General features: G+C 67.8%; 14 protein-coding genes. 5 read left to right on the top strand and 9 right to left on the bottom strand.

Annotated features, from left to right (window positions below; all coding sequences use genetic code 11):
* Positions 1 to 14 precede the first annotated feature (14 nt).
* The gene (locus ACP7EY_RS07215; protein ID WP_426191915.1) at positions 15 to 641 is read right to left on the bottom strand and encodes a DUF502 domain-containing protein; all 627 of its coding nucleotides are present in this window, start codon (positions 639 to 641) and stop codon (positions 15 to 17) included.
* A 103-nt stretch (positions 642 to 744) separates the two neighbouring features.
* Positions 745 to 1053 (bottom strand): FmdB family zinc ribbon protein, encoded by a 309-nt coding sequence (locus ACP7EY_RS07210; RefSeq protein WP_426191913.1) that lies wholly within the window; start codon positions 1051 to 1053, stop codon positions 745 to 747.
* Positions 1054 to 1470: 417 nt separating this feature from the next.
* Between ACP7EY_RS07210 and ACP7EY_RS07205 the strand changes: the two genes are divergently transcribed.
* The 5 genes from ACP7EY_RS07205 (at position 1471) to ACP7EY_RS07185 (ending at position 5591) form a co-directional block, all read left to right on the top strand.
* A complete protein-coding gene (locus tag ACP7EY_RS07205; protein ID WP_426191911.1) occupies positions 1471 to 2424 on the top strand; it encodes an HlyD family secretion protein in 954 nt (317 codons plus the stop codon).
* Complete coding sequence (locus ACP7EY_RS07200; protein WP_426191909.1) at positions 2421 to 3356, top strand: ABC transporter ATP-binding protein; 936 nt, start codon at positions 2421 to 2423, stop codon at positions 3354 to 3356. Before ACP7EY_RS07205 ends, ACP7EY_RS07200 begins: the two co-directional genes overlap by 4 nt.
* A complete protein-coding gene (locus ACP7EY_RS07195; protein WP_426191907.1) occupies positions 3353 to 4477 on the top strand; it encodes an ABC transporter permease in 1125 nt (374 codons plus the stop codon). The genes ACP7EY_RS07200 and ACP7EY_RS07195 overlap by 4 nt, the downstream gene beginning before the upstream one ends.
* 106 nt (positions 4478 to 4583) lie before the next feature.
* Positions 4584 to 5195 carry a hypothetical protein gene (locus ACP7EY_RS07190; protein WP_426191905.1) on the top strand — a complete coding sequence of 204 codons (612 nt, stop codon included), beginning with the start codon at positions 4584 to 4586 and terminating at the stop codon, positions 5193 to 5195.
* Between the two features lie 51 nt (positions 5196 to 5246).
* Positions 5247 to 5591, top strand: coding sequence for a nuclear transport factor 2 family protein (locus ACP7EY_RS07185; RefSeq protein WP_426191904.1), 345 nt, complete (start codon positions 5247 to 5249; stop codon positions 5589 to 5591).
* Between the two features lie 9 nt (positions 5592 to 5600).
* Here ACP7EY_RS07185 and blaOXA (ACP7EY_RS07180) read toward each other — a convergent pair whose 3' ends face one another.
* The 7 genes from blaOXA (ACP7EY_RS07180) to ACP7EY_RS07150 are packed head-to-tail and all read right to left on the bottom strand — an operon-like array spanning position 5601 to position 12404.
* Positions 5601 to 6398 carry a class D beta-lactamase gene (gene blaOXA, locus ACP7EY_RS07180; protein ID WP_426191903.1) on the bottom strand — a complete coding sequence of 266 codons (798 nt, stop codon included), beginning with the start codon at positions 6396 to 6398 and terminating at the stop codon, positions 5601 to 5603.
* Between the two features lie 5 nt (positions 6399 to 6403).
* Positions 6404 to 7267, bottom strand: a complete 864-nt coding sequence (bla, locus tag ACP7EY_RS07175) for a subclass B3 metallo-beta-lactamase (protein ID WP_426191901.1) — start codon at positions 7265 to 7267, stop codon at positions 6404 to 6406.
* 17 nt (positions 7268 to 7284) lie between these two features.
* On the bottom strand, positions 7285 to 9108 hold the full coding sequence (gene blaOXA / locus ACP7EY_RS07170) for a class D beta-lactamase (RefSeq protein ID WP_426191899.1): 1824 nt from the start codon (positions 9106 to 9108) through the stop codon (positions 7285 to 7287).
* On the bottom strand, positions 9105 to 9488 hold the full coding sequence (locus ACP7EY_RS07165) for a BlaI/MecI/CopY family transcriptional regulator (protein ID WP_426191898.1): 384 nt from the start codon (positions 9486 to 9488) through the stop codon (positions 9105 to 9107). Before ACP7EY_RS07165 ends, blaOXA (ACP7EY_RS07170) begins: the two co-directional genes overlap by 4 nt.
* Positions 9489 to 9543: 55 nt before the next feature.
* Entirely contained in the window at positions 9544 to 10176 is a 633-nt protein-coding gene (locus ACP7EY_RS07160; protein ID WP_426191896.1) for a methyltransferase domain-containing protein, read from the bottom strand.
* Entirely contained in the window at positions 10177 to 11742 is a 1566-nt protein-coding gene (ubiB, locus tag ACP7EY_RS07155; protein ID WP_426191894.1) for a ubiquinone biosynthesis regulatory protein kinase UbiB, read from the bottom strand.
* Positions 11742 to 12404 carry a ubiquinone biosynthesis accessory factor UbiJ gene (locus tag ACP7EY_RS07150; RefSeq protein ID WP_426191892.1) on the bottom strand — a complete coding sequence of 221 codons (663 nt, stop codon included), beginning with the start codon at positions 12402 to 12404 and terminating at the stop codon, positions 11742 to 11744. The genes ubiB and ACP7EY_RS07150 overlap by 1 nt, the downstream gene beginning before the upstream one ends.
* Positions 12405 to 12484 lie beyond the last annotated feature (80 nt).

Genomic DNA, 12484 nt, shown 5'->3' with positions numbered 1-12484 from the left:
GTTTTCGATCCAGGTTAGTTAATTTCAGGCGCTGCCGGGGATTTCACCGGCAGGTGCTCGGGGGCGACGACGCCCATCGAGACGATATATTTGAGGGCGGCATCGACCGACATGTCCAGTTCGATCACGCGGCTGCGCTCGAGCATGAGGAAAAAGCCCGAGGTGGGGTTCGGCGTGGTCGGCACATACACGCTGACGAAATCGCCCACCAGGTGATTGCGCACATCGCCACCCGGCACGCCGGTGAGAAAGCCGATGGTCCACGAATCGGCATGCGGGTACGGCAGCAGCACGGCCTTGCGAAAGGCGTTGCCGGACGAGGAAAACAGGGTGTCGGAGACCTGCTTGACGCTGCCGTAGAGCGAACTGACCACGGGGATGCGCTGCAACAGCTTTTCCCACATGCGCACCACGTAATTGCCCACCAGGTTGTTCGTCAACAGGCCCGTGACGAACACGATCAGCACGGTCAGGATGGTGCCGAGGCCGGGAATGTCGAAGCCGAACAGTTCGCGCGGCTGCCACTGCTTGGGCAGGATCAGCAGCGACTGGTCCATCGTGCCGATGACCAGGTTGAGCACCCACGCGGTGATCGCCAGGGGCACCAGCACCAGCAAGCCTGTGATGAAATATTTACGCATCGTGTACTCGGGTTCTCGGTTGGTTTCAGTTTGCCCACTGAGCGTGTTGCTCAGGCGGCCACACCAGCGATGGCACGGGCAGACTGCCGCCCGCGCGCATCGTTCAGGACTTGTCGCTGGCCGGGGCCGCCGGCTTGGCCGCCGGGGCGGGGGCGCTGGCGCCCTCGCTGGCCGCGGCCGGCGCCGGCTTCTCGACCGGCCCACTGGCCGTGCCGGTGGCAGGCGCCTTGCCGCCACGGAAGTCGGTGGCGTACCACCCGGTGCCCTTGAGCTGGAAGCCCGCGGCGGTCAATTGCTTCTTGAAGGCTGGCTGGCCACAGGAGGGGCAGACCGTCAGAACGGGGTCTGACATCTTCTGCAACACATCCTTGGCAAACCCGCATTCATCGCAGCGGTAAGCGTAAATCGGCATCGATAACTCCGCAAAAATCGTCAAAACCCTGAATTATAAAGCTTTTGCGGGCCGCACTGACCATCAATGCAAAAGCACCGGCGCCGCTGGCATGGCGGCGGCCACCGGCGCCCGCCAGTGTTGTTTTTTGAAGTACGTAAAATGAAAAACACTTTGCCCCTCATCAACAATAATGATTCAATACCCATCACCGACGCACGCCGTTGGCGGCGGGGATAAGGCCTCCGCATCAAGAAACAGAATTTTGCGCGATTCGTCGCCGCATCACATACAAGAAGCCAGTATTGAAGAGCCCGCGCAAGCGGGCTTTTTTTATGGACGCGAGGACTTGCCCGATGCCGGCCGGCTACCGCGCGCTGCGCCTGCGCCGCCACGGTATCGTGGGCGTACGGCCCATCCTCGCACGCCAACGATCCCATGAAACGCCTGCCCTGCTTCGCCATCGCTGTTGCCCTCGTCGGCTGCGCGCGCGCGCCCGACGAGGGCCTGCCCGGCTACGCCGAGGGCGAAACCGTGCGCCTTGCCGCGCCGCTCACCGGCACCCTCACCCGGCTGTACCTGCGCACGGGCGACCAGGCCGCGCAGGGATCGCCCGCCTTCACGCTCGAGCGGGACGTCGAAACCGCCGAGCGCGCCGAGGCGCTGGCCCGCCTGCAACGCGCCAGCGCCCAACTGGCCGACCTGCGCAAGGGCCAGCGACCCGACGAGCTGGCGGCGGCGCGCGCCCGGCTCGACCAGGCCGAGGCGGCGCAACTGCTGTCGCAGGCCGAACTGGCGCGCCAGCAAACCCTGTTCGCCGCCCGCTTCAGCGCCCCCGCGCAGCAGGACGCGGCGCGTGCGGCCGCCCAGCGCGACCAGGCGCGCGTGGGAGAGCTGCGGGCCCAGCTGCGCCTGGCCGGCCTGGGCGCCCGCAGCGACGCCATCGCCGCCGCCGCGCAAGACCAGCAGGCGGCCCAGGCGCAGCTGGCGCAAGCGGAATGGAAGCTGGCGCAAAAGGCGCAAACCATTCCCCAGGCCGGCACCGTCGTCGAGGTGTACTACCGCGAGGGCGAGCTGGTGCCGGCGGGCAGCCCCGTGCTCAGCGTGCTACCGCCGGCCAACATCAAGGCGCGCTTCTTCGTCCGCGAAGACCAGCTGGGCACACTGGCCATCGGCCGCGCCGTCGAACTGCGCTGCGACGGCTGCGGCGCGCCCGTCGCCGCCGCCATCACCTTTATAGCGCCGAACGCCGAATTTACCGCGCCCCTCATCTACAGCAACGAGAACCGCGCGCGCCTGGTGTTCATGGTCGAAGCGCGCCCCGCGCCCGCGCAGGCGGCGCGCCTGCACCCGGGCCAGCCGCTGCAGGTGCGGCTGACGGCGCCGCCATGAGCGCGGACGACATCGTCATCGACGTGCGCGGCCTGAGCAAGCGCTTTGGCGGCAAGCTGGCCGTCGACAACCTCGACCTGCAAGTGGCGCGCGGGCGCATCCACGGTTTTCTCGGCCCCAACGGCAGCGGCAAGACCACCACCATCCGCATGCTGTGCGGCCTGCTCACGCCCGACGCGGGCAGCGGCAGCTGCCTCGGGTTCGACATCGGCCGCCAGGCGCCATCGATCAAGCGCCAGGTCGGCTACATGACCCAGCGATTCGGCCTGTACGACGATTTGAGCATCGCCGAAAATCTCGACTTCATCGGCCGCATGTATGCCATCGCCGGGCGCCGCGCGCGGGTCGAGGCCACCCTGGTTGAACTGGGCCTGGCCAGCCGCCGCGCACAACTGGCCGGGTCCCTGTCGGGCGGCTGGAAGCAGCGCCTGGCGCTGGCGGCCTGCCTGCTGCACCGCCCCCGGCTGCTGCTGCTCGACGAGCCCACCGCCGGGGTCGACCCGAAAGCGCGCCGCCAGTTCTGGGACCAGTTGCATGCCCTGGCTGGCCAGGGCATGACGGTGCTGGTGTCGACCCACTACATGGACGAGGCGCAGCGCTGCCATGGGCTGGCCTATATCGCCAACGGCAAGCTGCTGGCCCAGGGCAGCCCCGCCCAGCTCGTCGCCCAGGCGGCCCTGTCCACCTGCGAGATCAGCGGCGCGCCCCAGGCCGACCTGCTGCGCATCGGCGCGGCGCTGCGCCAGTGTCCCGGCATCCGCACCGTGGCCACCTTCGGCGCGGCCCTGCACGTGAGCGCCGCCAGCGCGGCCCGGCTCGACGCCGCGCTGGCGCCGTACAGGCAGCAGGGTGTGCCCATCGCCACCGTCGCCACCACGCTCGAAGACGTCTTTATCGCCTTGATGGACGGCGACGGCGGTGAGCGCCCATGAGCTGGTCGCGCCTGGCCGCCATCCTGATCAAGGAGCTGCTGCAGCTGCGGCGCGACCGCCTGACTTTCGCCATGATGGTCGGCGTGCCCGTCATGCAGCTGGTGCTGTTCGGCTTTGCCATCAACACCGATCCGAAGGCGCTGCCGACGGCGCTGCTCATCGCCGACAACAGCATCCACGCGCGCAGCCTGGTGGCGGCGCTGGAGAACTCGCAGTATTTTCGCGTCGTCCAGCGCCCCGCCAGCGCGGCGCAGGGCGAGCACTTGCTGGCCACGGGGCAGGTGCAGTTCCTGCTCGAGATCCCCGCCGGTTTTGCACGCGCGCTCGAACGGGGCCAGCGCCCCGCCCTGCTGTTCGCCGCCGACGCCACCGATCCGGCCGCATCAGCGGCCGCGCTGGCGGCGCTCGAACCGATCGCGCGCCAGGCGCTGGCCCACGATGCGCGCGGCGTGCTGGCCCCCTTGCAGCCTGGCGCACTGCCCTACGACATCCGCATCCAGCGCCGCTACAACCCGGAAGGACTGACCCGCTACAACATCGTGCCGGGGCTGATCGGCGTCATCCTGACCATGACGATGGTGATGATGACGGCGCTGGCGATGACGCGCGAACGCGAACGGGGCACCATGGAGAACCTGCTGGCGACACCGGCGCGGCCGCTCGAAGTCATGATCGGCAAGATCGCCCCTTATATCGGCATCGGCTACGTCCAGGTGGCGGTGGTGCTGGTGGCGGCGCGCCTGCTGTTCGCCGTGCCGATGGCGGGCAGCTACGCCGTGCTGGCGGGCGCACTGGCGCTGTTCATGGCCGCCAACCTGGCCGTCGGCTTTACTTTTTCCACCATCGCCCGCAGCCAGTTGCAGGCAATGCAGCTGACGTTTTTCTTCTTCCTGCCATCGATACTGCTGTCGGGCTTCATGTTCCCGTTTCGGGGCATGCCGCCGTGGGCGCAGGCCATCGGCGAAGCGCTGCCGCTCACGCATTTCCTGCGCATCGTGCGGGGGATTTTATTGAAGGGCAATGGCCTGGCCGAGATTGCCCCGCAACTGTGGCCGATTGCCCTGTTCATGGCGGCGGCGGGCACGGTCGCCCTGCTGACCTACCGGCGCACACTCGATTGAACGATTGCCGTCCCGCTGCGCCTGCCCCATCATGCGGGCCGATTTGCCACACCACTTCGAAAGTGGTAATTTAGCATTTCTCTTATTCAATTTTAAGTTTTTAATAATGAAAACATACAAGCGCACCCTGGTGTTCGTCGTCGCAATGGCCGCCCTCGCGGCAGCTGGCGCGGGCCATGCGCGCCAGTTGGGCAATGGTGGCACGACCTATAGCGGCCTGTTGTCGCAACCGCGGCCAGAAGAATTCCTGGGCAGATTTGTCGACCTGGCGCGCGCCGATGTGGCGGCCAACAGCACGCTGTTGCAGGCACTGGGCGCCAAGCTGGCAAGTGCTGCGCCGCTGGCGCTGGACATGCAGGCCTCGACGGCCGACATCACCCATGCCACCGTGACCGCCGGCGCCCTGCATGAACAGGTGTCGCAGTTGCTGGCCACGCCCATCGCCTTGAGTGAGGCGAACAAGGCGGCGTTTGCCAGCGGCGCGGCGGCGCTGACCCTGGCGGCGCGCGACATGACGGCGCTGACAAAAAATATTGGCGCCACCAAGCAGGCCCTCGTCACCGCCGGCGCGCCGGCGCGGGTCGCCCTGCACGCCGCCCGTGCCACGCCCGACCTGGCCACGCAACTGCGCGCCGAAGTCAAGGCCGTGCTCGCGTTTGCCAATGCGAACGCGATCACGCTGGCGCCCGAAGTGATTGAAGCGGCCGCCGCCATGTAATTCGGGCTGCCAGTATGATTGCCAATTCACCACCCGTCAGGATCCTCTGCCATGTCCCAACCATCCCCCCTCGCCCTCATTGAATCGCAGTTCGACGCCTACAACGCGCGCGACCTGGACGCCTTCATGGCCCATTTTGCCGACGACATCAAGGTGATCCGCATGCCCGCCGCCACGCTGGCCATGCAAGGCAAGGCGGCGCTGTCGCACTTTTACGCCACCGAGCGCTTCAACGTGAGCGCGCTGCGGGCCGAACTGATCAACCGCATCGTCAGCGGCACGCGGGTGTTCGACCACGAGCGCATCTGGGGCGTCGCCGACACCCCTATCGAGATGGTGGTGGTGTTCGAAGTGAGCGAGGGTTTGATCACGACGATGTGGACCTTCCCCGCCTGAGCAATTGACCTAATCGAGCACGCCCAGCAAGCGCAGCGCCGCCTTCCCCAGCGGCACCCGCCTGGCGCCCGTGGCGTCGTCGGGAATGTCGATGTTCAGGGCGAAGGTGGTCAGCCGGCCGTCTTTCTCCACCCAGCCCACCCACCAGCCGATGTCCGCGGTCGAGGGCGGATTGCCGCCCCAGCCCGTCTTGGCGTGCAGGCCGCTGCTGCCGTCCTGCAAGGTGATGGCGCGCACCGCCGCCATCGCGCCGGCCGAGAACGGCAGATGGTCCTGCGCCAGCCGCTGCAGGAACGCGGTCTGCTCGACGGCGCTGATTTTCAGGGGGCCCTTGAGCCAGAAATTGTCGACCTCGGTGCCGATGTCGCCGTTGCCGTAGTCGAGCCCGCGCATCTTCTCGGCCATGCGCGCCCGGCCGATACGCCGCGCCATGCCCTGGTACAGCGGCACGTTCGAGATCTTGATGGCCTCGCGCAGCGACATGTCGTGCCCCCACTCGGCGCGCGCGACGGGCCCGCCGCCATACGGCAGCACCGTGTCGACGCTGGCCACCACGCCCGTGTCGAGCCCGATCAGGCTGTTGGGAATCTTGAAGGTCGAGGCGGGCACGAAACGCTGGTGCGCCCGCTCGCGGTCGTGCACCGTGTAGACATCGGTGGCAACGTCGTGCACGACGAGGGTGCCGCGCACCCCCTCCTTCTTGAACAGCGCGTCGATGTCCGCATTCTGCCGCCATTCGGCGGCGTGGGCCAGCATGCTGGCGGGCAACAACAGCAGGGGTATCCAGCGCCGCAGGTGGTTTGTCATGGTGTTCATTTTGCTTGCGCCTCCTCGGCCAGCAGCGTGCTTAAACGGGCTTGTCCCTTGGCGGCGTAGGCGCGGCAGCCGGCGGGGTCGATGAAGGCGCCATTGCCTTCGCTGTCGGCGCGCGCCTTGCGGGTCCACAGCTCGCCCACCTCGGGATGGGCGGAGATGAGGATGTCGCAGGGCAGCGCGGCGATCACGCCGATCGAACGCTCGAGCTGGGCGCGCGCCTGCGGGTAGCGCGCACTGCCGCTGTAGCGAAACGGCTTGGCGGCGTAGGCGCTGATGCTGTCGGCGTACACCATGTTGGCGCTGCGCTCGCCCTCGCGCGATTGCCAGGTCCAGCTGACCCCGCCCGGCGCGTGGCCCGGCGTGTAATGCGCCGTCACCCGCAGTTCGCCCAGGCTGAGCACCTGCCCGTCGTCGAGCGCGCGCACCCTGGGCATCGCTGCCATGGCGGGCGTGCGCGCGCTGTATTGGGGATCGGCGCGATTGGGCCGGCCGCTGCGCAGCACGGTGGCGCCGCGGCGGCTGCTGAGCACGGTCGCGCCTGACCATGCCTGCAAGGCGGCGATGCCGCCCGCATGGTCAAAGTGCTCGTGCGAATTGAGGATGTACTTGATGTCCTCCACCTTGAATCCCAGCTGGCCGATGTGGGCGGCGATCTGCGCGGGCGAGTCGGGACTGCCGCCGTCGATCAGGATGTGGCCGTCGGGCGACGTAATCAACACGGCACTGAGGCCGCGCACACCCACATAATACGTGTTGCCATAAATGGCGAACGGCTCCTGGGGATCGTTCCAGTCGTCGGCGTGGGCGGACGCGGCCCCGGCCAGCAGGGCGCCAGCGAGCGCCAGGCGAATTGCAGTCATGCGGTTCTCCAGGTGAGTCAGAATTGATCGAGGGTGGCAAGCCGGGCCGGCAGCTCGCGCAGGAAGGCTTGCTTGACGCGGGGGCCGGCCGGTGCGCGCGCCTGCGTCCGGTCGCGCAGCAAGCGGGCAAACACCACCGTGCGGCCGCCCTTGCTGGCCCAGCCCACGAACCAGCCGTAGGTCCTGGACGGGTCGGCGGCGCCGTCAGGCGGTATTCCCATGGCCGTGCCGGTCTTGCCGAACACTTGCCAGCCGCCCTGGTCGGGCAGGCGCAGCAATTGCGCGCTCATGGTGTAGGCGTGCGCGCTCAGTGGCAATTGCCGGTTGACGACCTTGCGCAGGAACGCCGCCTGCTCGACGGGGGAAATCAGCATCGACGAACTGATCCACGACATGCTCAGGCCATTGTGCTTACCAGCATCGCCCGAGGCGTCGCGGTTGCCGTACGCAAAAGTGTCCAGGTACTGCGCCAGCCGCGCCTCGCCCAGCGTATTGGTGACGTGCTGCGCGTACCAGACCGTGGAATCCTTGATCCAGCGGGTGGGGTCGGTGGCGCGGCGCCAGTTGCTGTTCCAGTCGGCGTAGCCGGGCCGAAACGGCAGCAGGGGCGCGTGGGCGTCGCGCAGGATGCCGCTGTCGAAGCCCATCAGGCTCACCGCAATATTGAACGTCGATGCGGGCGTGACGCGGGTGTCGCAATCGCCCAGCTGTTGCAGGCGCCGCCCGCTGGTGGCGTCGACCAGCAGAGTGCAGTCGAGTTCGCCATTGGCGGGGCTGGCGACGACGCCCGCGACCAGCGGCTGTGGCAGGGGCGCGCCAGCGTGCCAGGCCAGCGCCGGTTGCAGCGCCAGGTTGACGGCGAAGACGGCGCCCAGCGCCAGCAGCGCGACCGTGCGGCTGAGCGCACCGTGCACGGCGGCCAGCGGTGCCCGGATCAGGCCGATGCGCGCGGCCAGCGTGTCGCTGTTGGCGCCGCCGAAAGCGAGCACCACTTCGCCCGGGCGCTGCCGGGTTTTCAGTTGCGCCAGCAACGCCGCGGCATAGGCCTTGCGCGCGGCCTGGGGACGTCCGCGCAACACGTCCCGGTCGCAGGCCAGCTCTTGCGCCCAAGACAGATGGGCACGCAGCAAGCGCATGGCCGGGTGGAACCAGAACAGGGTCTGCAGCGCCACCGCCGCGCCCGTCCAGCGCAGGTCGCCGCGGCGCCAGTGGGTCAGTTCGTGGGCGACGATCAATTGCTGCTGGAGCACCTCAAAACTGCGCAGGTGGCGCGGCAGCAGCAGGCGCGGACGGAACACCCCGCACAGCATGGGCGAGATGGCCGCGTCCACTTCGATGACGGCGGGCGTGAGCACGGTGCCGGCGCCAAACCCCGCATGCGGGTCGGCGCTCGACAAGTGCGCGCCGGCCCGCGCCAGGCGGTCGACCGCCCGGCTGCTGCGCCACAGGCGCAGCAGCGCCAGCGCCAGGCCCAGCAGGTACAGCGCCAGCCAGCCTTGCGCACCCCGCAGGGGCCAGTCGATGGCGGCCCCGCTGGCCGGCGCGGCAAGGCTGCCGCCATCGACGCTGGCGCCATCGAGTGCCGCCGCCGGGGCAGACGGCGCCGCCTCGCTCACCTCGATGGCGGGCACCATGCGCAGGGGCGCCGTTTGCGGCAGCAGCACCAGGATAAACGTGGCGGCAATGGCCAGTTGCCCCAGCAGCCAGGCCGAACGCTGCAAGGCCAGCAGCGGCAGGTAGCGGCGGCACAGCGCGCACACGGCCGCCACCCCCGCACCCGCTGCCAGGCAAGCCAGGGTCGCCAGCGCGAAGCGCATGCAGAACAGGTCGAAGCCGCTCATGGGGCATCGGCCTCGTCGCTGGGCCAGTCGTGCAGCAATTGTTCCAGCTGGGCCAGCTCGGCCTCATCGACCAGCTTGCTCCCGGTAAACATCGTGACCGGCAAGGGCGTGTCGATCTCCATCACGCGGTGGGCGAAATCGTGGGCGAAGGCGGCCAGGGTATCGACCTTCTCCAGCACCGCCTGGTACACCTGCATGCCGTGCACGATCTGCTGGCTGACCATGCCCTTCTCGAGCATGCGCTCGAGCGTCTTGCGGGTGGACGAATACGACCAGTCCAGCTCGTCGACGATGCGCTCGTGGATTTCGCGGGCGCTCAGCGGCTGCTGGCGCCACAGGGCTTTTAATAAACTCAGTTCAGAAATCGAGGGAACAGCCATGGGAGACTCCGTGCGTGACGATGGCTCCGATTATGCGACTATTGTCGCATGCCTGTCAAGAAGCGTCCGAATCGCGCCGGCGCCACAGCTGCCAGCGCTCCTTGCCCGCGAACACGGCGATGGAATCGCTGACCGCGGCGTCCTCGAGGCGCTCGAAGTGGGGAGACAGCAGCGCGTCGAGCCGTGCGGGCGTGATGCCGAACGGTGGCCCCTTGGGGGTGCTGTCGAAAAAGAAAAACCCGGCCAGCAGCGCGCCGGCCGGCAACAGGGCGGCGTAGCGCGCCGCCACCTGCGGCCACAGGGCGGGCGGCAAGGCGCACAGGAAGGCGCGCTCGTAGATCAGCTGCAAGGGGACCGGTGGGGTGTAGGCAAAAAAATCGGCCTCGATGACGCGTGCTTGCCACGGGCCCAGTTGCGCGCGCGCCTGGGCCACGGCGGCGGGCGAAAAATCGATGGCGGTGGCGTCCCAGCCCAGTTCGCACAGGGCGGCCAGTTCGTAGGCGGCGCCGCAGCCGGGAATCAAGGTCACGCACGGGGCGGCGGTGGCGGCGAACTGGCGCAGCGCCTGCGGCACCCCGCCCCGGTCCCACGGCGTGAAGCCGCGGCGAAAGCGCTCGTCCCAGAAGGCCGGGTCGAGCGGGTCGCGCACGGCAAACGCGGGTGCGGGGCTGGATGGCGCCTCGTCCATTTAGAAACCGCCGTGGTAGTGCAGGAACAGGCGGATGGCGCCGAAGCCGGCCACCAGCGTGACCGTGAACACCACGAAAAAGCCCAGCAGGCGGTTGGTGCGGCGCTGTTCGAGCAGCAGCAGCTTCATCATGTCGCTGTCGTTGCCGCCGTGCTGCACGCGTTCGAGCGCGCGGTGCACGAGGCGGGGCAACTGGGGGATGATCTGCCCGTAACGGGGCGCCTCGGCCTTGAGGCGCTCGACCAGGCCGCGCCAGCCCACCTGCTCGCCCATCCAGTTTTCCAGGTAGGGCTTGGCGGTTTTCCACAAATCGAGGTTGGGGTCGAGCTGGCGGCCCAGGCCTTCGATGTTCAACAGGGTTTTTTGCAGCAACACCAGTTGCGGCTGCACCTCGACATTGAAGCGGCGCGAGGTCTGGAACAGGCGCAGCAGGATCTGGCCGAACGAGATATCTTTGAGCGGCCGGTCGAAAATGGGCTCGCAGCAGGCGCGCACGGCGGACTCGAGCTCGTCGACGCGGGTGCTCGGGGGTGCCCAGCCGGACTCGATGTGGGCTTCGGCCACCCGTTTATAGTCGCGCTGGAAAAACGCCAGGAAGTTCTGCGACAGGTAATCCTTGTCGAAGTCGTTCAGGGTGCCCATCACACCGAAGTCGAGGGCGATGTAGCGCCCGAAAGTTTCCGGCGCCACCGACACGAGGATGTTACCGGGGTGCATATCGGCGTGAAAAAAGCCGTCGCGGAACACTTGGGTAAAGAAAATCTCCACACCGTCGCTCGACAGCTTCGACAGGTCGACCCCGGCGGCCGACAGGCGCTCGATCTGCGAGACGGGAATGCCGTGCATGCGTTCCATGACGATCACGCTGCTCGAACAATAGTCCCAGTACATTTCCGGCACCATCAGCAAGTTCGAATTGGCGAAGTTGCGGCGCAGCTGGCTGGCGTTGGCCGCCTCGCGCATCAGGTCCAGTTCGTCATGCAGGTATTTGTCGAACTCGCCCACCACTTCGCGCGGCTTGAGGCGCTTCGATTCCGTCCACAGGCGCTCGACCAGCTGGGCGGCCAGATGCATCAGGGCGACGTCCTCGTCGATCGATTTCTTCATGCCGGGACGCAGCACCTTGACGGCCACTTCCTTGCCGTTTTTGAGGACGGCGAAGTGGACCTGGGCAATCGAGGCGGACGCCACGGGGATGCGCTCGAAGCTGGCGAACAGCTGGTCCGGGTGGGCGCCCAGCGACTTGGTGATTTGCGCGATGGCCAGGTCGGAATCGAAGGGCGGCACCCGGTCTTGCAACGCCGCCAGTTCGGCGGCGATGTCGGGCGGCATCAGGTCGGCGCGGGTCGACAGCACCTGGCCGAACTTGACGAAGATGGGACCGAGCTCCTCGAGCGCCATGCGCAGGCGCACGCCGCGGGGCGCGGAGATGTCGCGCCAGAACACCACCGTGTCGATCAGCTTGGCCGTGCGGGGCACCTTGAAGCCGGAAATGGCGATCTCGTCGAGACCGTACTTGGTCGCCACCCGCAGAATTTTCAGCAGGCGCAGGAATTTCAATATCATCAGCGGTCCAGGGAGGGCGGTAACACGGCGACGCCGCGCGGCGCTGCCGCCGTTTTGTTCAATTGGTCGTCGAGTCGGGCGATGCGCTTGGCGGCCCGTTCGACGTCGTCGCGCAAGCGGGTGATGTCGGCGCCCATGGCTTCGAGCAAGGCCGGGCGCACCAGCACGCCCTGCTCTTCGGCCAGGTATTCGGCGACGTTTTCGCTCAGCTTGCGCTGGCCCGTGACGGCGGCGGCGAACAGGCCGCGCGCGCCCTCGGTCAGGCGGGTGGCGGCGATGGGGCCGGCGAAGCGCTCGAGGTCGGCTTCGGGTTCCCAGCGCAAGTGCTTGCTCAGCTGCGAAATCGTGTTGGCGAACTCGGCGTCGCCTTCGATCTTGACGAAGGAAAAGGCGCGCTCGCGCTGCTGGGCGATCAGGGGCAGGTCCGACAGCTTCATGCGGATCGTCACGGCCGGCTCGGCTTCCAGGGCGCCGGCGGCGAGCATGCCGTCGGCCGTCACCGCCAGGCGCAAGGCGATGCTGCCGGCATCGATCAGCGCCAGCTTGCCCGCGTGCGGGCGCAACAGCTCGCGCGCCCACCCCTCTTGCGCCAGCAGGTGGTTGATGGCGGCCACGGCGGGGGTGGCCAGGCTCAGGTCGAACAGGAAGGAAGATGAAGGCATGGCGCTCGCTGTAGAAACAAAAAAACCGCCCGGTGCGCGGGCGGTTTCGATCTTACCAGTTTGCCGGACAGAATCGCCGT

The organism is Massilia sp. DWR3-1-1, from assembly GCF_049898325.1.
Classification (GTDB): domain Bacteria; phylum Pseudomonadota; class Gammaproteobacteria; order Burkholderiales; family Burkholderiaceae_D; genus JAFCUW01.
The sequence above is the reverse complement of the archived record's forward strand: the minus strand, read 5'-3'. Positions and strand labels throughout refer to the sequence as shown.